This window comes from Prevotella amnii CRIS 21A-A (assembly GCF_000177355.1).
Lineage (GTDB): Bacteria > Bacteroidota > Bacteroidia > Bacteroidales > Bacteroidaceae > Prevotella > Prevotella amnii.
Genome location: NZ_ADFQ01000105.1, coordinates 71,909 through 98,764, shown reverse-complemented (window position 1 = coordinate 98,764; position 26,856 = coordinate 71,909). Strand labels below are relative to the sequence as shown.

Genomic DNA, 26,856 nt, shown 5'->3' with positions numbered 1-26,856 from the left:
CTCCTTCCAAGCGTGATACGTCCCATGATGGGAGCCTTACCCGACTTGTCAAGACCGCTCTTTTTGAGGTAGAGCAACACCTTCATTTTCTCTTGTTTCATACGCTTTGATGTTTTGTGGCAAAATTACCAATTTCAAAGCGTTCCTCACTTATGCAGAAAACTGCCGACCGCAGCAACAGCCACACGAGCGAAAATAACTTAGTTACCGAATATTGCCCCATCGTTACTTATGACGAAATCGGGTAACGCTCTAGTAACTGAACTTCTGCCTAAATCTGCATATTATAACTCTTTTTGAAAAGAGCACTTCTATGCAAATTATTCCGTTTCCTGCTCATTATCAGTCAGTTTACACCAACTTCGATATTTCTTCATTTTCGCTGATTAGTTGTAGTGCAAGTTCCATTAAATACATAGTTGGAATCATGGGACTTGCACTTTTCTATACATTTATGTTAACTATTATAATTATCCACAGTGGAAATATTTTTTCACTAAAATGGCTATTTCTTCTGGTTTATCATGTATATCAGCACGTAAAGTGCGATCGTGTGTATCACGTAGTTGCTTTAAAATGCCATCTATCATAGCAGCAGGGAACACATTGTAGGCTTGATAAATAGTTCGTTGCTTTTCTAAGCAATCTGCAGAAGCTTCACAAGAATCTGGTAGTTGTGTAAGGTTAGCATATTTGCTGGCATTTTTTTCGTCATGAATATCACTATCGGCAAATGTACGTTCTGCTATTTCTTTGGCATTAGGCATTTCAAAGCCATGACGACAAGCTACACATAATCCTGCAAGAAGCTGATAAATATCAGCAGAACCATCAGGTGATCGCATTTCAACAGTCTGTTTGCCACTATAATCACGTTGTGTTAAAGGTTCTAAGGGATTAGCTTTATGACACATGTCTTCACCAGAGGTCCAGCCTAAAGGTACACGAACCAAAACAGATCTATTGCTCATGCCCCAGCAAACGTTAGTAGGAGCTTCTTGATGAGGAACAAGACGGAAATAAGATGTAGGGGTTTTATTACCAAAAGCTGTAATGCTTGGTGCAAGTTCCATCATTCCTGCTATCATTTTTCGTGCATCATCAGAAAGTTTGCCATTATTAAGCATCATATTCTTACCATTTTTCATCATGCGCATATGAATATGCATACCTGAACCAGCTTTTCCTGTGGTAATTTTAGGTGCAAATGTAACGTCTAATCCTTGTTTATAGGCTAAAGTTCTGATAGCCCATTTAGCTAAGAGTATCTGTTCTGCACATTCATTTGCAGGTACTGGTAAAAATTCTATTTCATTTTGTTCATAGTTTAAGTGATTATCTACAAAATTACCTACTTCAGAGTGTCCATATTTTATCTTACCTCCTATTTCTGTAATGATTTTCATACATGCAGTGCGAAAGTCGTTGGTTTTAGAGAATGGAGAACTTTCATGATATCCATGTTGGTCTTCAGCAGGGAAGTCCTCTTCTTGTTCATGTATAACATAATATTCAAGTTCACCCATTGCTTCATAGGTCATTCCTGTTACTTCTTCAAAGGCTGTCATAGCTTTAAAGAGTGTTTGCTCTGGAGAAGAGGCTAAAGGTTTTCCATCTCTATCAAAAAAAGTACATAGAAAGCATAGAGTAGGGGTAACTGCAAAAGGATCTATAAAAGCAGTAGAATAGCGAGGTATTATATATAGGTCACTACTTTCTGCAGCTATAAAGCTAAATAATGATGATCCATCTACACGTTCACCACAGGTAAGTATTGTTTCGAGATATTTTTTTGAGTGGATAGAGAAGTTTAAGGTTTTTAATCTTCCGTCTCCAGCAGGATACATGAAATTTACCATTTCAATTTCATACTTATCTACTATTTTAAGAATGTCTACTTTGGTAAAAGTCTTTGATTTCTTGCATAGAAATGTTTCCAACTTGTTAGCAGAAAAAAGATTAATATTATTTTCCATTATTAAAAAAATTATGAGGTTATATTTATTACAAAAATAAGAATTCTTTTCTGAAAATAAATCTTTTTAGTGTTTTATTTTCTCTTCTTTTCCTACTCATTTATGATGATAAAAGTAACATAAATATACTTTTATGTTTAACTTATGATACTATAAGGCTGTTTATAAGAAATAATTGTGTATTTTTGCTTGCAATAAATGATAAAGATATGACAAAAGGAACTTAAAGAAAAAATATTTGTAGTGTAACAAGATTTTATTTTGATAAAAGAAAGTCATATTACCTAAGATAGAAATAATAAGATTATATAGGCGTATGGCTTATTAATTTATAAAACAATAAAATAATTTTTTACTTATAATGAATGCTAATATTCTTAATAAATATAATGTATCTGTACCAAGATATACGAGTTATCCTCCAGCTAATTATTTTGAATCATTTACTGAGGATAACTATATAGATGTTCTTGAAAGAAGTAATATCTATGGCACAAGTAATCTTTCATTTTATTTTCATATACCGTTTTGTTACCGATTGTGTCATTATTGTGGGTGTAATTCTTATCCTATGCAGAAACAAGAAAATGTAAAGGCTTATGTAGAGGCTATTCATAAGGAAATAGATATTGTAGCAAAGCATTTGAATAAAAAGAGGTGTATTTCTCAGATACATTATGGTGGAGGAAGTCCTACATCTTTGCCTGTAACAGTTTTGAAAGAGTTTAATGAGCATTTGTTTTCTTATTTTCCAACTATAGAACATCCTGAAATAGCAATAGAGTGTCATCCTGGTTATTTAGAAAAAAATGATTGGTATAAATTGTTATCAGCACATTTCAATCGTTTTAGTATAGGTGTGCAAGATTTTAATGAAGATGTACTTAAAGTAGTTAATAGAACTCCTTCCAAGCTACCTTTATTAGATATAATTTATATATTGCGTGAAGGTGGTGCAAGTATTAATATGGATTTTCTTTTTGGGCTTCCTCTTCAGACACCAGATAGTTTCCTTCAAACAATGCGCAAGGCAATAACTCTTAAGCCTGATCGCCTTACTACTTTTAGTTATGGTCATTGTCCATGGATATTTAAGAGACAAATGATATTAGAGAAGGCTGGTCTGCCAAGTGGTGAAGATAAGTCATTGATGTTTAAGAATGCCGAGACGGAATTATTAAGAGCAGGATATGAAGAAATAGGTTTAGATCATTTTGTGCTGCCTTCTGACGAACTTACATTAGCACTTAATACTCACCAGCTTCATCGTAATTTTCAGGGTTATTGTACTCGACGCACTACAGGGCAAGTATATGCTTTTGGTGTTACAGGTATTAGTCAGTTAGATATGGCATACGCTCAGAACACTAAGTCAATAGATGAATATATAGCAATGCTGTCAATAGGACATCTTCCTGTTAGTAAGGGATATAATTTATCTTCACAACAAAAGATAGTAAGGGCAGTAATAGAGCAGCTTATGTGCAATTATCATATAGAGTGGGAAACTTTAGCTTCAGAGCTTAATATATCTAAAGAATTTCTTATGGATAGTATTAATTATCAGTCTGATGTTTTAGAGGAGATGCAACGTGATGGTTTGATAACATTCTCTGAAGATTATTTAACAGTATTATCATCTGCTCGTCCTTTTGTTCGTAATGTAGCAGCGGCTCTTGATCCTATGATGATAAATACAGAGAAGCATTTTTCAAAGCCTTTGTAAGTATTTTTGCAGTAAAAAGTTTTTTATACGTTTAGTTTTAAGTTAATAATTATTTGTGCGGCGTTTAGGAAAATAGGTATTATACTTTTTAATTATAAGATTTTTTGTATAATCTTTTAGTTATTAAGATTTTAATTCATCTAATTCTAACCACCGCATTTCAAGTTTATCAAGTTCGCTACTTATTAGGGGCAGACGTTTACTTTTATCAGTAAGTTCTTCTACAGATAGAGTTCCAGAGCAGAGTGCTTCTTCAATGGCTTGCTTTTCTGTGTTTAGTAGTTCTATTTTTTTTGTTATTTGTTCATATTCATATTTCTCTTTAAAGGTCATTTTGTGTGTTAACTCATTGCTACTATTATGGCTCTTGTTTAGTTTAGTGGTACTTTTGGGTTGTTGAATAGGTTTAGAAACATCTTGCTCTTTTGACTTTAGGCGCATATAATCACGATATTGTGTGTAGTTGCCAGGAAAGTCTTTTACATCTCCTTTACCATTAAATACTAAAAGATGATCTACTACCTTATCCATAAAATATCTGTCGTGTGATACAATAATTACGCATCCAGGGAAGTCTTGTAGATATTCTTCTAATATCTGAAGGGTCTGAATATCAAGATCGTTGGTAGGCTCATCAAGTACCAAGAAATTAGGGTTTTTCATTAATACAGTGCAAAGATATAGTTTGCGCTTTTCACCTCCAGATAATTTGCTTACATAATTATGCTGTTGTTCAGGGTCGAATAGAAAATGCTGTAAAAATTGTGACGCACTTAGATGCCGTCCACCACCTAAATCAATATAATCGGCTATATCTGTTATAATATCTATAACTTTTTGATCATTGCGAAATTGTAATCCATCTTGTGAGAAATATCCAAAGCGTACGGTTTCTCCAATGTCAAATTTCCCCTCATCAGGTGTAATGTAACCTAAAAGCATTTTAATGAATGTAGATTTTCCAGTACCATTATTTCCAACAATTCCCATTTTTTCAAAACGAGAAAAGTTATAATAGAAGTTATGGAGAATTACTTTATCATCAAATCGTTTTGAAACATATTGACATTCAAAAATTTTACTTCCAATATATACATTAGACGATTTAAGTCGTATTTGTCTTTCTTCTATGCGTTGTTTAGCCTTAGCTTCCAGATAGTAAAAAGCTTCTTCACGATAGCGAGCTTTATGTCCGCGTGCTTGTGGCATACGGCGCATCCATTCCAGTTCGGTACGATAAAGATTATTTGCTCGTGCTATTTCAGCCTTTGTGTTATCTATGCGTTCTTGTCGTTTTTCCAGATAATAAGCATAATTACCTTTATATGTATATATGGTATTATTATCTATTTCAATGATAGTATTGCAAACATTATCAAGGAAATATCTATCGTGTGTAACCATAAGAATGGTTTTATTACCACGTTTTAAGTAGCTTTCAAGCCATTCTATCATATCTAAGTCGAGGTGATTTGTGGGCTCATCAAGTATGAGAAGGTCTGGTTCTAAGATTAAGGTGTTAGCTAAGGCTACACGTTTTTGTTGTCCTCCACTTAATTCCCCCATAGGCTGCTCCATATTATATATCTTTAGCATAGTGAGTATCTGTTTTGCCTTTAGGAGCTTTTCTTCATTACCTTGATGATTAAAGCAAGCATCAAGTACAGTCTCATTAGGATCGAATATGGTGGTTTGCTCTAATAATCCAACCTTTATGTTATTACGATATATAATACTTCCGCTATCGTATCCTTCCTTTTCGGTGAGTATAGATAGTAAAGTTGATTTCCCTGTTCCGTTTTTAGCTATTAGTCCAACATGCTGTCCTTCGGAAACAGAAAAAGATATGTCATTAAATAGTATTTGAGCCCCAAATCGTTTTGAAAGAGATTGAACATCAAGATAAGGTTTTTGATTCATAAAATTAGCCTTTATTGATATTAGAATTTATACTTTCTATATAATTGAGAACTTCCTCTTTACCTGTTTTCTTTTCAGCTGATGTTATGAAATACGGAGGGAGTTCTTCCCATGTATCTTCTAGTTTTCTCATCCAAAGAAGTGCATTTGATTTGGCTTTTCCTGTTGTTAGCTTATCGGCTTTTGTGAAAATTATAGAGAAAGGAATGTTGCTTTTTCCTAACCAGTCTACAAACTCACGGTCAATAGTTTGCTGTTCGTGTCGAATGTCAATAAGTACGAATACATTGATAAGCTGTTTACGCTGTAATATATATTGTGCTATCATCTGTTCTAATTTATTACGAACAGATTTAGAGCTTTTTGCATATCCATAACCAGGTAAGTCTACTAAATACCATTCTTTGTTAATAATAAAATGGTTTATAAGTAATGTTTTCCCTGGTTTTGCCGATGTTTTAGCCAAACCTTTGTGGTTACATAGCATATTTATAAGACTTGACTTACCCACATTTGATCTGCCGATGAATGCATATTCTGGCTTGTTATCATTAGGGCATTTAAAAACTGTAGGAGAGGATATAGTAAACTCTGAATCTTTAATAATCATGATAGCTAAATATTTAGCGGCAAAATTACATAAAAATTATTGCAAATACTTCTTCAAGTAAGTATTTTTAAATATAAACATTTAAAAGATAAATACTTTTAATACTGTAAATATTCTATATGCAGGTATAATTTTTAGCAAAGCTCTCTTTATATAAAAAGTAATCCTATCCTAAATACCACAGCACTTACTACCCATGCTAATACCGTTGTGTATATTGCGCAGAATAAAGCCCAGCCCCAGCTACCTGTTTCGCTTTTTACTGCTGCTATAGTAGCTATGCAAGGAAAGTATAATAACACAAAGAGTAAGAAGCAATAAGCAGTAAGTGTGGCTATAGGTTCGGCTTCTTTTATACTAATACCATGTATTTTAGCCACATCTTTTGTTATTTGTTTGTGAAGAGAGCTATACTTCTTGTCATCATTGCTATAATTGTTATCATTACTAAAGCTATCATTGTCAGTATAAAGTACTCCCATAGTAGAAGCGACAATCTCTTTAGCTCCTACTCCTGATAATATTCCAACGTCTAACCGCCAGTTGAAACCTTGAGCCCGGAAGATAGGCTCTACCGCTTTACCTATTCTTCCTATATAGCTTTGTTCTTGTTTTTCTTGTCTGTTTATTCTTGGGTCATCGTTTACGGGGAAATAACCTAAAGCCCATACAATAAGTGATGCTACAAGTATTATTCCACCCATCTTTTTAAGATATTGTTTACCTTTCTCCCAAGTATGCCTACCTATGGCTTTCCATGTTGGGAACCGATAGGGAGGAAGCTCCATAACAAAGGGAGTATCTTCGCCTTTTATTAGAAATCGAGAGAATATCTTACTTGTAATAATAGCGATTAATATACCTATAACATAAAGCGATAACATAGCAATAGATCGGTATTTCATAGCAAAGAAAGAACCTGTAATCATAATGTAAATAGGTAAACGAGCCGAGCAGCTCATCATAGGTAGTATGAGCATAGTGATAAGACGGTTGCGTCGGCTTTCTATAGTACGTGTTGACATAATAGCCGGGACATTGCAACCAAAACCCATTACAAGAGGTATGAAAGACTTGCCATGTAACCCTATTTTATGCATTAATCTATCCATTATGAATGCTGCTCTTGCCATGTAACCCGAGTCTTCCATATAAGAAATAAAAAAGTATAGAATAAGTATTTGTGGTAAAAATACTATAACTTGCCCCACGCCTCCGATAATGCCACCTATAAGCATATCTTTTAAAGGTCCTGCTGGTAAATGTCCCTCTATTAAAGTTCCAAGATCTGCTATACCCGTTTCTATCCAACTCTTGGGATACTCTCCTAAGTTGAATGTAGTAGTAAACATTATAAAGAGGAGTAAAAAGAATATAGGGAAACCTAAATATTTGTTTGTGAGTATGCTGTCGATAATATGTGTAGTATGGTAATTGCCTTTTTTATTACCAGGACGATAATGTGTTTCTTTTAAAGCACCATTAATAAAACCATATTTAGCGTCCATGATAGCAGTTTCGCTATCGTTACCGGTTTCTTCCTTAACACGCTTTTCGGCTTCGTCACGATGTTTGAGTATTTCTGTAGAGTCGTTTAGGCTATAAATGAAATTTTCTACCTCTTTATCATGTTCTAAAAGTTTGATAGCAAGGTAGCGGGTGGAATAGCGTGAGCGTATGTCGGGGTATTGTTCTAAATGTTTTTGAATGGCTTTAATGCCGTTTTCTATTTCGTGTCCATGATTGATAAGTATATGTCTATAGCCGGAAGGTATGTTTTCATCATTTTTATATACATCAATTACTTTTTTGAAAAGTTCCTTTACGCCACGTCCAGAAATAAAAGAAGTGGGTATCATTGGTATTCCAAGTAGCAAAGAAAGCTGTTGTACATTAATATTATCGCCACGCTTTTCTGTTTCATCAAACATGTTTAGAGCACATACCATAGGTATATGCATTTCTATAAGCTGTGTGGTAAGATAAAGATTTCGCTCTAAATTAGAAGTATCTATTACATTGATAACTATATCAGGAGTTTTATCCGTGAGCTGAGTACGCACATAAAGCTCTTCAGGGCTATAAGCAGACAAAGAGTAAGTACCAGGCAAATCTACAAGGTTAAATCTGTAGCCGTCTTGTTCAGCATACCCCATTTTAGCATCAACTGTTACCCCAGAGTAGTTGCCAACATGCTCATGAGCGCCAGATGCAAAATTGAACAGAGAGGTTTTACCACAGTTTGGATTACCAACCAATGCTACTGATATAGTTTTCTTATGTTTGTTATTAGAAGTGTTAATGTTAATGGGACTAAGTGTTTTGTCCATAACATCGTTCTTCTTAGCAAAGATTGTTTGCTGATGGTTAGCTGTGTCTTGTCCTATCTCTTTATCATCATACTCTGGTTGCACTTCTATGTTGTCTGCTTCGCTATGTCGCAAACTAACCTCATATCCCATTATTTTGTATTTTACAGGGTCTTGCAGAGGAGCGTTAAGCATAACCTCTACCTTTTTTCCTTTGATAAACCCCATTTCAATAATGCGTTTTCTAAAGCAACCTTGTCCTAAGACTCTTATAATAATGGCAGAATCGCCTGTCTTTAATTCAGATAATTTCATTTGATATAATACTATTGTGTGTTGCAATAAACATTTATTTTATTCATCACGTTTATTTACACATTCAATTCGTAAACAAAGATATAAAAAATAGACGGAATATATTTACCTATACATAGTATACAATATTAAAATACCTACTATTAGGTATTGAGAATAAGTACCGATACCAATTATTTTACCCGAATAGCTCTCTAATGGCTTCCTCCACTTTGCTTACAGGGTGAATGTTTATGGAATATTTGCCTGTTAATCCTTTTATGTTATATTTTGGAATTATTATATCTTTGAAGCCTAACTTTTCTCCTTCTGCTATACGTTGCTCTATGCGGCATACAGGACGTACCTCACCACTAAGCCCCACTTCGCCACACATACACCAGCCTTGCTCTATAGGAAGATCAAGATTAGAGGATATTATAGCAGCAATGATGCTTAGATCCATAGCCATATCAGTAACACGTATCCCACCTGTAATATTAAGAAAAACGTCTTTTTGCATGATTTTAAATCCTACTCGCTTTTCTAAAACTGCTAAAAGCATATTTAAGCGGCGTCCATCAAATCCGGTTGTTGAGCGTTGTGGCGTGCCATAAGCAGCAGAAGATACTAAGGCTTGTGTCTCTACTAAGAAAGGGCGTGCGCCTTCTATAGCGTTAGAGATAGCTATACCTGACAGCCCCTCATGATTGCCTGTTAATAAAAGCTCTGAAGGATTGCTTACCTGTCGTAATCCTTCTTGCTGCATTTCGTAAATACCTAACTCGGAAGTGGAACCAAAACGGTTTTTAATGCTTCTTAGGATACGATACATATAATGCTGATCTCCTTCAAACTGAATTACGGTGTCTACTATATGTTCTAAAACTTTTGGTCCCGCTATAGAACCTTCCTTGTTAATATGTCCTATCAAGATAACGGGTACACCACTTGTTTTGGCAAAACGAAGTAGGGCAGCGGCACATTCGCGTACTTGTGTTATACTTCCCGGACTGCTATCAACCTCTTCTGTAGATATGGTTTGTATAGAGTCTATCACAAGAAGTTGAGGCATAACTTCTTTAGCATGCTCAAAGATATGCTCCAATGAAGTCTCTGAGAGTATTACTACATTATTGGGTATATTTTTAGTAATACGTTCTGCACGCATTTTTATCTGATTAGGACTCTCCTCTCCGCTAACATATAATACTTTAAAGTTAAGATGTAATATTGTTTGCAGTGTAAGGGTACTCTTTCCAATGCCGGGCTCTCCACCTAACAAAATAATACTTCCAGGTACCATACCTCCACCAAGCACTCTATTAAGTTCGGCATCATTCATATCTATGCGAGGGTCGTCAGTGGAAGATATATCGCATAATAGTTGAGGCTTATGAGCTAAACCTGCTATAAGCCCCATACCTGCTTTTTGTAACATTGTTGCAGCATGCTTAGTAGCAGATGTATTACGGGTAGCTGCTATCTTTATTTCTTTAAAGGTGTTCCATTGCCCACAGTTAGGACATTTACCTATCCATTTACTACTTTCCTGTCCGCAATAGCTGCAAACGTAAGCTGTCTTATCCTTTGCCATAATACGACAAAAGTAATAAGTTTTTTTTTAGTTACAAAATTAATGCTTACTTTTGCAAAGGTATGAAATATATAAATTATCTGTTTTTTTTATTTTTTTCAGTGCTTGTTAGTTGTAGTAAGTCGAAAGATAGGCAAGCTTCAGAGCTACAACATATAAAGGAAGAGCAGTTGGCAAAGTATAAGGCTGCTTTTAAAGTAGCAGTAATGCCTACAATGGATTGCCTTCCTGCCTATTTGTTGAGAGATAGCTTGCTATATGATAGTTCGAAGGTTGATGTAATTTTAAAGGAATATAATGCACAGATGGATTGCGATACTGCTATGCTTTATCATCGTGTGCAAGCGGCCTTTTCTGATTTGGTAAGGACAGAGCGGCTTAAAAAAAGGAAGAAATTGTTGTTACATTATCTAACAAGTACTAATGCAAGCTGGAAACTTATAGCCGATCGTCAAGCAAAGGTAATTAAGCCCGCAGATCTTAGTGATAAGATAGTTGCTATGACACGTTTTTCAGCTACTGATTTTTTCACTGATAAGGTAGTATATAAAGCCAAACCTAAATATAATGTGTTTCGTGTTCAGGTAAATGATGTTTTTGTTCGATTAAGAATGCTTGCTAACCATGAAATAGATGCTTATTGGTTTGAAGAGCCACAGGCTACAGTGGCTATGCAGGGCGATAATGTGCTTTTATATGATACTTCTGAAAGTGGTATCAACTTAGGGGTGTTAGCAATTATGGACAATGAGGATAGAAGCGCGCAAGAAGCAACCTTTGCAGAGGCATATAATAACGCTGTTAAGCTAATCAATAAGCATGGTGTGAAATATTTTGCAGGTTTGATAAAAAAATATATGGGTCTTACAGATGCTCAGATAGAAGCCTTGCCTAATATTAAATATTCTACAGTAGAGCCTCCTCGTAAGGTGGATTTGTTATCTATAAAGAGCTTTGTGGAAAATATTAAGAGATAACATTTAAAAGAGATATAAAAAGATTAAGTAATCTTTCCATGTTATAAGTAATAGCTTGGTGTATATGATGGTTATTAATGGAGGCTTTACGGTAAAAAGAGCAAAATTCCTTGTCGTGACATTGCTATAAAAAAAGTTATAGTTGTGAAGAAAAGTTGTTTCTTATAATGTTTTTTACTTGTAGAAAATGTTTTTTAATGATAAAAAAGCATTATATGAGTAAGAAAAATAATTTATTTTTATATTGTTTTTAATCTATTTTTGTTTTAAAAATAGGTTATTTTTATTTTCTATATATATGTTATAGCCATATAAAACGTTGTTTTTCCTTATTATATATGTTGTCTTTTAAGGTTTAAACATCATATTATGATTTAAAAAGGTGTTATATATTATAGCTTTACTGTTAGAAGTTATTTTAGCGATAAAATGAGATGCTATTTATAAAGGCTGTAAAGTTTTTTTTAGCAGAGTAAAGTTTTATGTAATACTTTTTATATTTATATAGTGCAAAAAACGATATTTTCACTTGTCTTTATCACTTTTTATTATTACATTTGCAAATGTAAACCATTTTGTATAATTATATGGACGATTATTACGCGGAAAGTTTCAATAATTTATTTTAGCGTGAGGATTGTGTTTGAATTACATTAATCCTCTGTAGTTTTTAATATTTGAGGATTATATTAATGAAAACATATTGGAATATTAATGGCAATTTAAATGCTATTAAAGAATGGCAGCCTAATTGTTGGATACAAGTAACTTGTCCAACTGAAGAAGATCAACAAGACTTAATAGAACGGTTTAATATCCCAGATTATTTTCTTTCGGATATTAGTGATACAGATGAGCGTGCGCGTTATGAATATGATGATGGGTGGATGCTTATCATTTTGCGTATTCCTTATGTAAAGGAAGTGCGTTCGCGTACTCCTTATACTACTGTGCCTCTTGGTATTATTCATAAGAAAGATGTAACAATTACTGTTTGCAACTTTGAAACGAACATGATGATAGATTTTGTATCTTATCAGCAGAAGCGTAGGGAAGGTTTTACCGACTATGTGGATCTTATTTTTCGTGTATTCCTTTCGTCTGCAGTGTGGTATTTGAAGCGATTGAAACAGATAAACACATTGATAGAAAAGGCAAAACGCAATCTTGATAAAGGTGTTAATAATGAGAGCTTGATAGGTTTGAGCAGGTTGCAAGATTCGCTTACATACTTTATAACCTCTATACGTGGTAATGAAAATTTGTTAGCTAAGTTGAAATTTAAGCTGCAAGTAGATGAGCTTGATGCCGATTTGATAGAAGATGTAAATATAGAAATGAGTCAGGCTCGTGAGACAACAAGTATTTATTCTGATATTTTAGAATCGACAATGGAGACGTATTCCAGTATTATTAATAATAATATGAACACTGTGATGCGTACCTTAACTTCAGTTTCTATTATTATGATGTTACCTACACTTATATCATCTTTGTTTGGTATGAACCTTGTGAATGGGTTAGAAAGAAATCTTTGGGGCTTTCCAATAGCGATATTACTTTCTTTTGTAGTATCAGGAGCTTCTTGGTGGCTTTTACGTCATAAACGGTTATTGTAAGAAAATTAATAATAAAAATAAGTATAAATTAGGTATATTCGAACTTTTTAATTAAGTTTGCATGTTGTAATAAAAGTGATAAATAGTTAGCCTTTAAATAAGGTTAGTTTATTCATATATTTTTTGGTAACCCGAATCATAAACTAAAATGTTTAATTGATGGACTCTCAAGAGAAGAACCTTGAAAAAGGTATAGAAGAAGATAGTAAGACAACTAAGTTGTACGGATCTAAGAAAGAAGTTTTAGAACGTTTGAAAGAGATTGTAGCAAGTGATGATGCTCCAAGTAAAGCTGAGGTAGACCATTTGAAAGCTGCTTTTTACAAAATTCTTTTTGCAGAACGAGAAGAGCAGCAAAAGGCTTTCTTAGAAGGAGGAGGTGATCCTAATAAATATACTTACCTTCCTGATGAAGACGAGGAGGCTTTTAAAGCTGAGATGATATTAGTAAAAGAGAAGCGTCAGCAAGCCTTTTTGGCACAAGAAGAACAGAAGCAAGATAATCTTAAGCGGAAGGAAGCTATTATAGAGCGTATAAAGGCCATGATAACTACTCCTGAAGAGGTAAATGAAAATTTTTCAGAGTTTAAGAAACTTCAACAAGAGTGGAAAGATATAAAAAACATTCCAGCTGATAAAGTAACAGAAATGTGGCGTAATTACCAGCTTTATGTGGAGCAGTTTTATGATCTTTTAAATCTTAATCGTGAAGCTCGAGAGTATGATTTTAAGAAGAATTTAGAGAAGAAAACTCAGCTTTGCGAGTCAGCAGAGAAGCTTACAGAGGAAGAAGATGTAGTAAGTGCTTTTCATCAATTGCAAGAGTTACATCAAGAATATCGAGAAACAGGACCTGTAGAAAAAGATGTTCGTGATGAGATTTGGAATCGTTTTAAAGCTGCGAGCACTATAATAAATAAACGTCATTTGCAGCATTTTGAGGAACTTCGTGCAAAAGAAGAAGACAATTTGGCTAAGAAGACAGCTTTGTGTGAGCAGTTAGAGGATATTATCAAAAAAGAAAATACTAAGTCTTCCGATTGGGAGGAGCATACAAAGCAGATAATGGATCTTCAGGCAGAGTGGAAAGAAATAGGGTTTGCTCCGAAGAAGATGAATGTGAAGATATTTGAGCGTTTTCGTTCAGGTTGTGATGAGTTCTTTACGCGTAAGGGAGAGTATTTTAAGGAGTTGAAGAAAAAATATGCAGAAAACCTTGAAAAGAAGCAATCTCTTGTAGAACAAGCTAAGTCTTTAGCTAAGTCTACTGATTGGAAGGCTACAACAGATAAGCTGGTAGCTTTACAAAAGGAGTGGAAAACTATAGGGATAGTTCCAAAGAAAATAGGTGATGAGCTATGGAATACTTTTATAGGTGCTTGCAACGAGTTTTTTGAAGCTCGCAATTCTGCACATCAAGGTGTATATTCTCAGGAAAAAGAAAACCTAAAGCAGAAGCGTAGCGTTATAGAAGAATTGAAGCAGCTATATGCTAATATTTCTGAAGCAACACAGGAACAAGTAAAGAACCTTACTGAGAAGTATAATAACATAGGTCATGTTCCTTATCGTGATAAAGATAAATTATATAAAGAGTATCATGATGTGTTAGACAATCTTTATAGTGCTTTACATATAAGTGAAGCTAACAAGCGTGTAGATAGTTTTAAGAATAATATTAAGAAAGTAGCAGAGCGTGGTGTTAGTGCTTTAGATAATGAGCGTAATAAATTGATGCATCGCTATGAGAAATTGAAGCAAGAAATTAATACTTATGAAAATAATTTAGGCTTCTTAAATATTAGTTCTAAAAAAGGTAATAGCCTTATAGATGAGATGAATCGTCGTATAGAGCGGCTTAAGGCAGATGTAGAAGAAATTAAACAAAAGATAAAGGCTATAGATGCAGAAAATAAGTAAGCACAAGTAGTTTGATTTTTTATATATGGAGGTATTTAAATGCTTTATAAGTATTATAAAATACCTCCTTATTTTATATTCTTAAAGCTTTAAAAGGCTGCTCTATATTTGTCTTCATTTTTATCTTCAAGCATAGAAAGATAGCTATTATAGCGGCTTTCAGCAATATAATGTTCTTCTAAAGCCTTTCTAACAGCGCATCCAGGCTCATGTGTATGCGTGCAATTAGAAAAACGACAATGTTTAGAAAACTTAAAAAACTCTTTGAAATAACTCGTTAGCTCCGTCTTTTCTATATCGAATGTACCAAATCCTTTTATACCCGGCGTATCTATAATATAGCCTCCTTCAGGTATTTCTAACATTTCGCTGAATGTAGTTGTATGTATGCCTGTGTTATGAGCATTAGAGATGCTTGCTGTTCGTAACTTAATATGTGGTAAAAGAGCATTGATAAGTGTCGATTTCCCCACACCACTGTTACCACTTAATAATGTTACTTTATTTTTTAGCAAAGGTTTTAATAGATTAGAGTTAAACGGAGTTGCTTCTTTTGCATTTGCTTGTATTTCAAAACATTTATAACCAATATTTTCATAGAGGTTTATCATTGCTTTTTGATAGTGTAATTCATCTTGGTTTAACAAGTCTATTTTGTTAAAAACAAGTATTACAGGTATGCGATAAGCCTCAGCACCCGCTAAAAAACGATCTATAAAAGTAGTAGATGTTTCAGGATAATTAGTAGTAACTATAAGGAAGGCTTGGTCAATGTTCGATGCTAAAATATGGCTTTGTTTTGATAAATTAGATGATTTTCTGATGATATAGTTTCGCCTGTCTTCTATTTCGGATATGAAAGCCGTACCCTCTTGATTGGTAATTATTTTCACATAGTCTCCTACGGCAATAGGATTAGTTGAGCGAATGCCTTTTAATCGGAAATTGCCCTTTATCTTACTTTCTATGATTTGCCCATTCTCTGTCTTTACGCTATACCAGCTACCTGTGTTTTTAATTACTAATCCACGCATTCACTTGATGTTATAATATAATATACCCCTTTAAGTTATTATCTTTTATACATAATTCTTAAAGGGGGCATTTGTTGTTTTATACAGTCATTACCTCTTTTTCCTTAGCAGCAAGTAGGTCTTCTACTTGTTTTATGTATTTATCATGCACTTTCTGTAAGTCAGATTCTGCATCTTTTTCTAAGTCTTCAGATAATCCTTCCTTAATGGCTTTCTTTAAAATCTCTTTAATGTCAGTGCGCACATTACGAATTTGGATCTTAGTTTTTTCACCTATCTTGTTACACTGTTTAACAAGCTCACGGCGACGTTCTTCTGTAGGTTGGGGCAAATTTAAACGTATCATCTCACCATTATTCTCTGGAGTTATACCAACATCAGAATCCATTATGGCCTTTTCAATATCTTTAATAGCTTTTCTGTCCCATGGCTTAATAGCTATGGTACGTGCATCTGGTACCATTACAGTGGCTACTTGGTTTAAAGAAACCATTTGCCCATAAGAGCTAACGCGTACGCTGTCAAGTATAGCGACATTAGCACGACCTGCACGGATACGTTGTAACTCTTCGTCAAGATACATTACTGCCATGTTCATACGCTCTTTTGCTTCTTTTAAAGTCTCTTTTACGTCTATCATATTCTATTGTTGTATTTAATTTATCTTTGTACAAAAATATATATTAATTCAGAATTTCACAAGAAAACATTCTGTTTTTTAAGTGTTACTTTTTATTTTTCTATGTTGCTATCTTTTATTATCATAATAAAGTGTTGAAGATAATAATTCTTTATTCATCTCTTGAGGCTAATTCTTCACTTACCATATTTGTAAGCTCTACAAATTGTTTTATGCTCAATTGTTCTGGTCGCTTTGTCATTATGTCTTGTTTGAAGAAAACTTCTGAGGTAGAGTAGCTTTTGATTATTTGTTTAAGACTAACTCGAAGCATTTTTCGTCTTTGATTAAACACTGTTTTTACCAATCTTTTAAATAGGTTTTCATCGCAGCCTAAAGAGGTAACTTTATTGCGTGTCATACGAATAACAGCACTTTTTACTTTGGGAGGAGGATTAAAAACAGTCTCGTCTACCGTGAAAAGATATTCCACATCATACCATGCTTGTATTAATATCGAAAGAATGCCATAAGTTTTATTACATGGCTTTGCTGTCATACGAATAGCAACTTCACGTTGTATCATACCTGTGCAGCATGGAATAAGATCTTTATAATCGAGCATTTTAAAGAAAATTTGTGAAGAAATATCATATGGGTAGTTGCCTGTTAGTACAAATTGTTTACCATAGAATATATTCTTTAAATCCATTTTAAGGAAATCTTTTCCTATGATGTTTTCTCGTAAATTAGGGAATCTGTCATTAAGATATTTTACACTCTCGGCATCTATTTCTACTACTTTTATTTCTCTATGCTTTTCAACAAGATATTGGGTAAGTACTCCCATACCTGGTCCTATCTCTAAAATAGGAATATTGGGATAAGAATCTACAGTGTCGGCAATGCGCTTAGCAATGCTGAGGTCGGTTAAAAAGTGCTGTCCGAGATTCTTTTTTGGTTTAACTAATTTCATAAATTTTCTTTATTATGCTACAAAGATACTTATTTTCTTTTGTATTTAAATGCATTTTATCTATCTTTGCTCTTATAATGGTGATAAGTAAGATTATTAATAATATAGTAAAGATAGTATTCCCACTTGTTTTGGGAGGTGCTATTCTTTATTGGATGTATCGGGATTTTGACTTTTCTAATATCCGAAAGATATTGCTTTATGAAATGGATTGGGTCTGGATGCTTCTTTCTCTACCATTTGGAATAATGGCTCAAGTATTTCGAGGGTGGCGTTGGAAACAAGTATTAGAACCTGTAAATGAGCGGCCTCGTATATCAGTTAGCATTAATTCTATATTTATTTCTTATGCTGTTAGTTTGTTAATTCCTCGTATTGGAGAGTTTGCTCGTTGTGGAATTTTGCATAGATATGATAGAATAAATTTTCCTAAGGCATTAGGAACTGTGGTAACTGAGCGTGCTGTAGATACTTTAATAATATTATTAATAACAGCTTTAGCTTTTGTTTTGCAGATTAGAGTATTTGCTAATTTCTTTTTAAAGACGGGTACACGTCTTGATAATATATTAGAAATGTTTACACCAATGGGGTGGGGAGTTACAGCTATTTGTGGCATAGCTGCTATTTTATTATTATATATTATTTTTAAAAAGTTCTCATTAAACAATAGAATAAGTAATACTTTTTCAGGTATTTGGCAAGGGGTTTTATCATTGAAAGGTGTTAATAATGTTCCATTATTTCTTTTTTTTAGTTTTGCTATTTGGATAAGTTATTTTTTTCATTATTATCTTACTTTCTTTTGTTTTGCTGAAACTTCTCATCTTGGTCTGACTTGTGCCATAGTAAGCTTTGTAGTAGGCTCAATAGCTGTTATTGTTCCAACACCAAATGGGGCAGGACCTTGGCATTTTGCTGTAAAAACGATGTTGATACTTTATGGTGTAAATGATATTCATGCACTTTATTTTGTGTTAATAGTGCATACTATTCAAACATTCTTGGTAATTTTGTTAGGAATATATGCATGGATAGCACTTAGTTTTACAAAAAAAGCAATATTAACAAATAACTAACCTTTAAAATTTTAAGAAATGAGTGAAATTAGAAAATTAAAGCCTGAAGGGCTATGGAGAAACTTTGATGAGTTAACAAAAGTACCTCGTCCATCAGGACATACAGAGAAGGTGCGTAAGTTTTTAGTAGACTTTGGTAAGCAGATAGGCATAGAGGCTTTTGTAGACACTGCAAATAATGTTATTTTTAGAAAACCAGCTACTCCTGGTTATGAGAATAGAAAGACAGTAGTTTTGCAAGCACATATAGATATGGTGCCGCAGAAAGCTCCAAGCAGTAGTCATAACTTTGAAACAGACCCTATCCAAACTCGTATTATAGATGGATGGGTTTATGGTACAGATACCACACTTGGTGCAGATGATGGGCTTGGTGTAGCTGCTATTATGTCTATAATGGAGTCGAAAGACTTAAAACATGGTCCTCTTGAGGCTGTTCTTACCAATGATGAAGAAACAGGGATGTATGGAGCAAACGATCTTCCTACTGATGTTTTGACAGGTGATATATTGATGAATCTTGATTCAGAAACATGGGGCAAGTTTGTTATTGGGTCAGCTGGTGGTGTTGATATTGACACTTCTTTAGAGTATAAGGAAGTAGAAAATACTTATGATGCTGCAGTTAAGATTACTTTAAAGGGGCTAAGAGGTGGTCATTCTGGTTTGGAAATAAATGAAGGTCGCGCCAATGCAAATAAGGAAATGGCTCGCTTAGTACGTAAAGCAATATCAGAGCTGGGAGCTCGTTTAGTTTCTTGGGATGGTGGAAACATGCGTAATGCTATTCCTTTTAAAGCTGAGGTTGTACTTGCCTTGCCAAAGGCTAATGTAAAGTCTTTAGAGAAGATGGTAGCCAAGCAGCAAGAGTTAGTAGCAGATGAGTTTAAGTTGATAGAGAAAAACGTTGAGTTCTTATGTGAATCAGTTGATATTCCTAAGACTCTTGTTCCTGTAGAAATTCAGGATAACTTGATTAATTCTATAACAGCTTGCCATGATGGCGTTCTTCGTTTTATTCCTGCTTATCCTGATGTAGTTGAAACATCTTCTAATCTTGCTATTATCAATATTACTTCTAACAAGGCAAGCTTCAAGATTCTTGTTCGTTCAAGTCGTGAAGACATGAAAGAGGTATTAGTCAATCGTATTATATCTTGCTTTGATATGGCAGGTATGAAGAGTGTAGCAAGTGGTAGTTATGGTGGTTGGGATCCTAACCCTAATAGTGAAATTCTTAATCTATTAAAAAAGATTTATAAGGATCAGAATGGTGAAGATGCCATTGTACAGGTAGATCATGCAGGCTTAGAATGCTCTATTATTTTAGGTAAGTATCCTAATATGGATGTTGTAAGTTTTGGTCCTACTATCCGTAGTCCTCATACATCTACAGAAAGGGCAGAAATATCTTCTTGTGAGCCTTTCTGGAAACTTCTTGTTAAGTCTTTAGAAGAAATTCCTGTGAAAAATAGATAAATTGATATAAAAAAAATCCCTTCTGCTCTATTTTCCTTTTTATGTAAGAGCAAGAAGGGATTTTTTATTCACCATTTATTGGCAAATTCTCTAATAGTTTTATAAAGAACATTAGGTTTTTCTTTTAGTAATAGTTTGTCAGGTAAAGGACCGCTATTAATAGCTACCGTATAACATCCTGCAGCAACTCCAGCGCGAATGCCAAGTGGCGCATTTTCTATTACTATACCCTCATGGGGTAAAATTTCACCTGCTTTTTGCAAGCCCATCAAGTAAGGATCAGGATTAGGTTTGCCTCGTTTTACATCATAAGCAGTTGTTATATTGTTATTTGTAATAAATCTTCCAAAATCGTTTTTTAATCTCTCTATTAAAGGTAATTGAGCACTACCTGTAACAATACCTATTTTTAATCCACTTTTGCATATTTTTTCCATTAAGTCGATTACACCATCAAAAATGGGAGCCTCCTTCATTTCGTGGAAATAGTGCGTCTTTACATCATATATTTTTTGTGCTTCTATTTCTGATATTGTTTTGCCTTGTTGTGCTTTTACATATGAACGAATAGTATCTACTCCACGTGCTCCTTCAGTGGCATAGGCATCTGCCATAGTGAAATGAATGCCAAACTCATTCATAGCCTTTTGCCATGCTACGGCATGGTTGGGCATAGAATCATATAGTACTCCGTCCATATCAAAGAGTACTACTTTATACAGGCTATTCTGCATAGTGTTTTATAAAAATATATTCCCAGTCAAGATATTATTAACTTGACTGGGAAAAAGGAATAATTATTTATCAGAAGTCAATCTTTCTTGTATAGCTTTGCTTTCTGCCTCATATCCTGGTTTATTGAGTAAAGCAAACATATTCTTTTTATAAGCTTCTACACCTGGTTGATTAAATGGGTTAATATCCATGATTAAGCCACTAATGCCACATGCTTTTTCAAAGAAATATATTAGTTGTCCAAGATAGTATTCATTAAGTGTGGGAACACTTACGCGTATATTAGGTACGCCACCGTCTACATGTGCAAGTCTGGTTCCAAGTTCTGCCATTTTGTTTACTTCATCTACCCGTTTACCTTCTAAGAAATTTAATCCATCGAGGTTTTCATTATCATGTGGAAATAGTAGGGTAGAGTTTGACTGTTCTACTGATATTATAGTTTCAAAAATAGACCGTTCACCCTCCTGAATCCATTGACCCATAGAGTGTAGGTCTGTTGTAAAATCACAAGCAGTAGGGAAAATGCCTTTATGATCTTTACCTTCACTTTCTCCATAAAGTTGTTTCCACCATTCTGCAAAATAGTGTAGTTTAGGCTGAAAATTAGCTACAATTTCTATCTTTTTACCTGCTTGTGCATATAATCCTTGTCTTACAGCAGCATAACGTGCAGCTATATTATTAGCAAAAGGTACATCTGTGCCAGTTTCCTTTTCCATATCTTTAGCCCCTTCTACCAAAGCTTTAATATCAAATCCTGCAACGGCAATTGGTAAAAGTCCCACTGGTGTTAGAATGGAAAATCTACCTCCAACATTATCTGGTATTACAAATGATTTGTAACCCTCTTGTGTAGCTGTAATACGAGCTGCACCTTTCTTTTTATCAGTAATAGCTACAATAACGTCTTTTGAAAATTCTTTTCCAAATTGATCTTCACACTGTTTCTTTAATAAGCGAAAAGCCAGAGCTGTCTCTGTAGTGGTACCAGATTTAGAAATATTTATAACGCCAAATTTTTTATCCTTTAGGTAAGTAGTTAGCTCAAATAAATAGTCTTCACCTATGTTGTTACCTGCAAAAAGAATAGTAGGATTTTTCTTGTCTTTTATCAGCCATGCAAAGCTGTTATTTAATCCCTCTATTACAGCACGAGCACCAAGATAAGAACCTCCGATGCCAGCCACTACTATTACTTCGCATTTTTTGCGTAAAGTATCAGCTACATTTTCTATTTCTGTTAGAAAAGCTGTAGTTATACTTGACGGTAGGTGTAGCCAACCTAAAAAGTCGTTACCTGCGCACGTTCCTTCTTCTAAAGCTACTTGTGCAGCAGCTACTTGTGGAGCATATGCTTCTATTGTCCCAGGATTAAGAAACTGGGTAGCTTTCGTAATGTCTAATTTAATACTTTCCATTTTTTATCTAAATGAGTCTGTTAATAAAATTATTTCTTGTTTCACATCAGCTTTTTTGTATAAAATATTATACATAGAACTTAGTATTGGCATTTTAGCCTGTATATCTTTATTTATCTCATACATGCATTTTGTGCCATAATAGCCTTCGGCTATCATTTGCATCTCTATTTGTGCCGATTTAATGCTGTAACCTCGTCCAATCATAGTGCCAAAAGTACGATTACGTGAAAAATTACTATATCCTGTAACTAATTGATCACCCATATAAACACTATCAGAGATAGTTCTGTTTATAGGTGCTATTGTGGTAAGAAATAGTTCCATTTCTGCTATGGCATTAGATAAAAGTACGGCTTGGAAATTGTCACCATATTTTAATCCATCACAGATACCTGCTGCTATAGCGTATACATTTTTTAGTACGGAAGCATATTCTATACCTAAGACATCATTAGAGGTTTTTGCTTTAATATAATTAGAACGTAATATCTTACAGATATTTTCAGCCTTTTGCTCATTAGAACAGCCCACTGTAAGATATGTTAATCGCTCCATGGCAACCTCTTCTGAGTGAGAAGGACCACCTATAATTGCTAATTGTTCATAATTTACCTTGAACTTTTGATGTATATATTCAGAGCAAGTAAGATTCTCACCTGGTACTAATCCTTTAATTGCAATAATTATATTTTTGTCTTTTATGTTGATGGTAATCTTATCGAGCAGATCTTTTAGATAAGGTGAAGGTATTACAAAAATGAGAGTATCAAAATCATTAATAATTTTGTTAATATCTGTATAGAAATCTATTTCATCTATATTAAAATGTGTGCTTGTAAGATATCCAGGATTATGTCCGTATAGTTTAAAGTTTGATATCTTTTCTTGGCTACGCATATACCACCCTATGTAATGAGTGTGCTCTATAACTATTTTAGCAATAGCTGTTGCCCAACTACCACTTCCTATAATAGCAACATTACCTATGCTGCCATTTGTTTTTTTATAGAATGGTAGCTGCCAACGTCGTCTGAATAGCTTTGAAAAGAAAGACATATTTTTTGTATTATTGTTTTGCTTTATCTATCCACTGTTGTATAATGGGTATTGAAGGTTTTTCATACCCAAGCTTATATTTTTTATTTATCTCGCCAATTTTTTGTTGTAAACCTTGTGCGTTTTCATCTTTTATATCAGAAATAAGATTGAAACCTGCTTTGCGAAGTACATATACCCAATTTTCGCTAACGCCAATATTTCCCCATTCCTTTATACTACTTTGTGGAATTTTTGCTTCTGGCTTCATCTGAGGGAAGAGTAATACTTCTTGTATATATTCTTTGCCAGTCATTAACATAACAAGGCGATCTATTCCAATACCAATTCCTGATGTAGGCGGCATTCCATATTGTAGAGCACGCAAGAAATCTTGATCTATAATCATAGCTTCATCATCTCCTTTATCTGCTAATTTCATTTGTTCTATGAAACGTTCTTCTTGATCTATAGGATCATTTAGCTCAGAATAGGCATTTGCAAGCTCTTTCCCATTTACCATTAGTTCAAAACGTTCTGTGAGACCAGGTTTTGAACGATGTGTTTTGGTTAAAGGAGACATTTCTATAGGATAATCAGTAATAAAAGTAGGTTGTGTATAAGTTCCTTCGCAGAACTCACCGAATATTTCGTCTATCAGCTTACCTTTACCAAAGCTCTCATCAATATCTTCCAAACCTAGTTTGCTAACAGCAATATGACGAATTTCATCTTCGTTCTTACCATAAAGATCAAACCCTGTCTTTTCTTTGATAGCATCTAGTATAGGTAAGCGTTTAAATGGTGCTTTAAAGTTTATTGTCTTATTGCCTATTTGTACTTCAGGCTTACCGTTTACTGCTATACAAATTTTTTCTAATAGTTGTTCTGTAAATGTCATCATCCAGTTATAGTCCTTGTATTGAACATATAGTTCCATACAAGTAAACTCTGGATTATGGAAACGATCCATACCTTCATTGCGAAAGTTTTTCCCTATTTCATATACTCCTTCAAATCCACCAACTATTAATCGTTTTAAGTATAGTTCAGTAGCAATACGCATATACATGTCGGTATTAAGAGCATTAAAATGAGTTATGAAAGGTCGTGCACTCGCCCCACCTGCAATAGTTTGCAATGTAGGCGTTTCTACTTCAGTATAACCAGCATTATCAAAAAATTGGCGCATTGTGCGTAGAACAGTTGCACGTTTGAGAAAAGTATCTTTGACATTATCGTTAACAACTAAGTCTACATAGCGTTGACGATAGCGTTGTTCTGGATCATCAAATTTATCATATGCTTCGCCATCTTTATATTTTACGATAGGTAAAGGTTTCAAGCTTTTAGAAAGTAGGCTGAGTTCACGAGCATGCACTGATATTTCGCCCATCTGAGTCTTAAAAACAAAACCTTTAATTCCAATAAAATCACCAATATCAAGTAACTTTTTAAAAACCTTGTTGTATAGTTCTTTATCCTCACCAGGACAAAGATCGTCGCGGGTAATATATACTTGAATCCTACCTTTACTATCTTGAAGCTCTATGAAAGAAGCTTTGCCCATTATTCTACGCCCCATCATACGACCTGCAATAACAACCTCGCGTTGTTCTCCTTCTGTAAATTGCTCTTTTATATCTATAGAATATGCATTAGTGGGATATTCAGCAGCAGGATAAGGATTTATACCCATATCGCGTAATTCTTGCAAGCTTTGGCGGCGACCAATCTCTTGCTCTGATAATTCTAAAACATTCATAGTTTTTCTATCTTATCAATATATTTCATTTAATATTTTATATAATATTGCAAAGTTACTAATAATCGCTGTAATATTTGCATAAATTTGACAGTTTAATATAAGTATATAATATTTGTAATCTTTGCGTGATATAGCCTATTTAAGTATTAATATTAAGATATTTTTAGAAAGGATATTATAATATAAAAATAGAGGATATGTTTAACTTTTCACACATCCTCTATATTTTGCTTATAAAACTATTAGTATATATGTAATAGCTTTAATATTAGAACTGATAGCTATTTAAAAGTTATGCTAAATAAGCATTAACCATCCATACAGATTTTTCTTGTCCTACAAGGAAATCGCTCATCATAGCTGTAGTAACCTCATCATTTGCTTCTTCTGCAGCTGCTATAATTTCTCGCTCTTTTGCAATTAAAACTTTTAAAGTATCAAGGATTAATTTCATACCTTCTACTTCATTTACTTTGTTATTTTCTTCTTTAAGTGTAGCAACTTTTAAAAGCTCACTAAAACGATTTTCAGGCTTGCTATCAAGTTGTAACAAACGTTCTGCAACTTCATCTATTTTCTCAGCAACATTGTTATATTGATTTTCATATTCTGCATGTAACTGGAAAAAGCTCTTACCTTTTACATTCCAATGCAATCCACGTAAATTCATGTAATACACATGAAGATCTGCTAAAAGCTGATTAAGACCATTAACTACTCCTTCTATTTTTGTTTTGTCTAATGCTAAAACATCTAAATTTTTCATTTTTCTTTTTTTTTATTAAGTTATATAATTTAATTAAAAACCTTGAAACAATATGTAGCAAGGATTGTTACCATATAGAGTTTTTTTCATAGTTAAAATCAAACTCTAATTAAATAACATTACAAAGATACGAAAAATAAATAAAAGAATTTATTATTTTAATAAGATTTTTGAAAAGTACTTTTATTTTAGAATTTAAATATTATTGTATATTTATTTAGTCCCCCCTTATAAATAGGGTGTGTCTCTTTTAGACACACCCTATTATATTTTATTACTCTGCAACAATGGGATAAATCTCAATAAATTCACCTTGGTGCTGCTGCTCATCATAGAGCAAATCTACTATCTTTTTCCCAACTTCGTCAGGCTTATGGAATCCAGGTAGAGACATATTGCCGTTAAGATCGGTAGTAGTTGGACCTGGATGAACGGTATATATTTCTATAGGGATATTGTTTTTTTGAAAATCGAAGGCAAAATGTTCGCTCATACAATTTTGTGCAGCCTTACTTGCTTTATATGCTAACGGATTCCAGTAAGGATTGGTAGAGGTGGGTACTGTGATGTTTATTATTTTGCCATTATTTTTAGATAGTATAGATATTAGTCCCTGACAAAGATAAAAAGTACCAAAGAAATTGACCTGAGTAGTTTCTATTATATCTTTTAGCTGTGTTTCATAGCTAAGTACTGACATATCTCCGGGTATACCAGCGTTGTTTATTAATAGTTTAAGGTCGGAATGTTTATCTTTTATTTCTTCACAAGTAGAGGCTATAACTGTGTAGTTAGAAAGATCCACTTTTAGATATTCTGCTTTTCCTTTGCCTATGGCGTTTAGCTTGTTTACTGCAGCTTCGCCACGTTCTTTGTTACGTGCGCCTACAAGGACATGCCAGCCCCTTTTTATCAACTCTTTAGCTATTCCATATCCTATGCCTTTATTGGCACCTGTTACTAATGCTTTATTCATAATTTTATCAAATTAGT

Annotated in this window: 20 protein-coding genes and 1 pseudogene; 6 read left to right on the top strand and 15 right to left on the bottom strand. The window is 33.9% G+C overall.

All coding sequences use genetic code 11. From position 1 onward, the window contains the following. Positions 1–101 (bottom strand): annotated as a pseudogene (locus tag HMPREF9018_RS10800) (Arm DNA-binding domain-containing protein); the annotation flags it as partial. 369 nt (positions 102–470) lie between these two features. Beyond that, on the bottom strand, positions 471–1,976 hold the full coding sequence (locus tag HMPREF9018_RS09855; protein WP_008451126.1) for a glutamine synthetase family protein: 1,506 nt from the start codon (positions 1,974–1,976) through the stop codon (positions 471–473). 361 nt (positions 1,977–2,337) lie between these two features. On the opposite strand from HMPREF9018_RS09855, the gene hemN reads away from it, so the two are divergent. Continuing rightward, positions 2,338–3,702, top strand: coding sequence for an oxygen-independent coproporphyrinogen III oxidase (gene hemN / locus HMPREF9018_RS09850; protein WP_008451122.1), 1,365 nt, complete (start codon positions 2,338–2,340; stop codon positions 3,700–3,702). A gap of 123 nt (positions 3,703–3,825) precedes the next feature. On the opposite strand, the gene HMPREF9018_RS09845 is transcribed toward hemN, so the two are convergent. The 4 genes from HMPREF9018_RS09845 to radA form a co-directional block, all read right to left on the bottom strand. Next, positions 3,826–5,622: an ABC-F family ATP-binding cassette domain-containing protein gene (locus HMPREF9018_RS09845; RefSeq protein ID WP_008451045.1), complete on the bottom strand. Its 1,797-nt coding sequence runs from the start codon at positions 5,620–5,622 to the stop codon at positions 3,826–3,828. A gap of 4 nt (positions 5,623–5,626) precedes the next feature. After that, positions 5,627–6,232 (bottom strand): ribosome biogenesis GTP-binding protein YihA/YsxC, encoded by a 606-nt coding sequence (gene yihA, locus HMPREF9018_RS09840; protein WP_008451056.1) that lies wholly within the window; start codon positions 6,230–6,232, stop codon positions 5,627–5,629. 149 nt (positions 6,233–6,381) lie between these two features. Next, entirely contained in the window at positions 6,382–8,856 is a 2,475-nt protein-coding gene (gene feoB / locus HMPREF9018_RS09835) for a ferrous iron transport protein B (protein WP_008451058.1), read from the bottom strand. 178 nt (positions 8,857–9,034) lie between these two features. Continuing rightward, positions 9,035–10,432: a DNA repair protein RadA gene (radA, locus tag HMPREF9018_RS09830; protein WP_008451070.1), complete on the bottom strand. Its 1,398-nt coding sequence runs from the start codon at positions 10,430–10,432 to the stop codon at positions 9,035–9,037. A gap of 62 nt (positions 10,433–10,494) precedes the next feature. Between radA and HMPREF9018_RS09825 the strand changes: the two genes are divergently transcribed. The 3 genes from HMPREF9018_RS09825 (at position 10,495) to HMPREF9018_RS09815 (ending at position 14,948) form a co-directional block, all read left to right on the top strand. Further along, entirely contained in the window at positions 10,495–11,409 is a 915-nt protein-coding gene (locus HMPREF9018_RS09825) for a substrate-binding domain-containing protein (RefSeq protein ID WP_008451014.1), read from the top strand. 692 nt (positions 11,410–12,101) lie between these two features. Further along, positions 12,102–13,028: a magnesium transporter CorA family protein gene (locus HMPREF9018_RS09820; RefSeq protein ID WP_008451143.1), complete on the top strand. Its 927-nt coding sequence runs from the start codon at positions 12,102–12,104 to the stop codon at positions 13,026–13,028. Positions 13,029–13,187: 159 nt separating this feature from the next. After that, positions 13,188–14,948, top strand: a complete 1,761-nt coding sequence (locus HMPREF9018_RS09815) for a DUF349 domain-containing protein (protein ID WP_008451136.1) — start codon at positions 13,188–13,190, stop codon at positions 14,946–14,948. A gap of 89 nt (positions 14,949–15,037) precedes the next feature. Here HMPREF9018_RS09815 and rsgA read toward each other — a convergent pair whose 3' ends face one another. The 3 genes from rsgA to rsmA form a co-directional block, all read right to left on the bottom strand. Next, a complete protein-coding gene (gene rsgA, locus HMPREF9018_RS09810; RefSeq protein ID WP_008451128.1) occupies positions 15,038–15,982 on the bottom strand; it encodes a ribosome small subunit-dependent GTPase A in 945 nt (314 codons plus the stop codon). Between the two features lie 79 nt (positions 15,983–16,061). Beyond that, the gene (gene frr, locus HMPREF9018_RS09805) at positions 16,062–16,622 is read right to left on the bottom strand and encodes a ribosome recycling factor (RefSeq protein ID WP_008451060.1); all 561 of its coding nucleotides are present in this window, start codon (positions 16,620–16,622) and stop codon (positions 16,062–16,064) included. 151 nt (positions 16,623–16,773) lie between these two features. Then, positions 16,774–17,577 (bottom strand): 16S rRNA (adenine(1518)-N(6)/adenine(1519)-N(6))-dimethyltransferase RsmA, encoded by an 804-nt coding sequence (gene rsmA, locus HMPREF9018_RS09800; RefSeq protein WP_008451100.1) that lies wholly within the window; start codon positions 17,575–17,577, stop codon positions 16,774–16,776. A gap of 77 nt (positions 17,578–17,654) precedes the next feature. Between rsmA and HMPREF9018_RS09795 the strand changes: the two genes are divergently transcribed. Continuing rightward, the gene (locus HMPREF9018_RS09795) at positions 17,655–18,656 is read left to right on the top strand and encodes a lysylphosphatidylglycerol synthase transmembrane domain-containing protein (RefSeq protein ID WP_008451031.1); all 1,002 of its coding nucleotides are present in this window, start codon (positions 17,655–17,657) and stop codon (positions 18,654–18,656) included. Between the two features lie 18 nt (positions 18,657–18,674). Then, on the top strand, positions 18,675–20,135 hold the full coding sequence (locus HMPREF9018_RS09790) for an aminoacyl-histidine dipeptidase (RefSeq protein ID WP_008451049.1): 1,461 nt from the start codon (positions 18,675–18,677) through the stop codon (positions 20,133–20,135). Between the two features lie 68 nt (positions 20,136–20,203). Here the strand turns inward: HMPREF9018_RS09790 and HMPREF9018_RS09785 are convergent, their stop codons facing one another. The 6 genes from HMPREF9018_RS09785 to HMPREF9018_RS09760 form a co-directional block, all read right to left on the bottom strand. Then, positions 20,204–20,869 carry an HAD family hydrolase gene (locus HMPREF9018_RS09785; protein WP_008451089.1) on the bottom strand — a complete coding sequence of 222 codons (666 nt, stop codon included), beginning with the start codon at positions 20,867–20,869 and terminating at the stop codon, positions 20,204–20,206. Positions 20,870–20,932: 63 nt separating this feature from the next. After that, a complete protein-coding gene (locus HMPREF9018_RS09780; RefSeq protein WP_008451103.1) occupies positions 20,933–22,291 on the bottom strand; it encodes a glucose-6-phosphate isomerase in 1,359 nt (452 codons plus the stop codon). Between the two features lie 3 nt (positions 22,292–22,294). Beyond that, positions 22,295–23,350: an NAD(P)H-dependent glycerol-3-phosphate dehydrogenase gene (locus HMPREF9018_RS09775; protein ID WP_008451073.1), complete on the bottom strand. Its 1,056-nt coding sequence runs from the start codon at positions 23,348–23,350 to the stop codon at positions 22,295–22,297. Positions 23,351–23,360: 10 nt separating this feature from the next. After that, on the bottom strand, positions 23,361–25,094 hold the full coding sequence (gene lysS, locus HMPREF9018_RS09770; RefSeq protein ID WP_008450989.1) for a lysine--tRNA ligase: 1,734 nt from the start codon (positions 25,092–25,094) through the stop codon (positions 23,361–23,363). 295 nt (positions 25,095–25,389) lie between these two features. Then, the gene (locus tag HMPREF9018_RS09765; protein ID WP_008451107.1) at positions 25,390–25,863 is read right to left on the bottom strand and encodes a Dps family protein; all 474 of its coding nucleotides are present in this window, start codon (positions 25,861–25,863) and stop codon (positions 25,390–25,392) included. A 274-nt stretch (positions 25,864–26,137) separates the two neighbouring features. Continuing rightward, complete coding sequence (locus tag HMPREF9018_RS09760; RefSeq protein WP_008451092.1) at positions 26,138–26,839, bottom strand: SDR family NAD(P)-dependent oxidoreductase; 702 nt, start codon at positions 26,837–26,839, stop codon at positions 26,138–26,140. Positions 26,840–26,856: the final 17 nt, after the last annotated feature.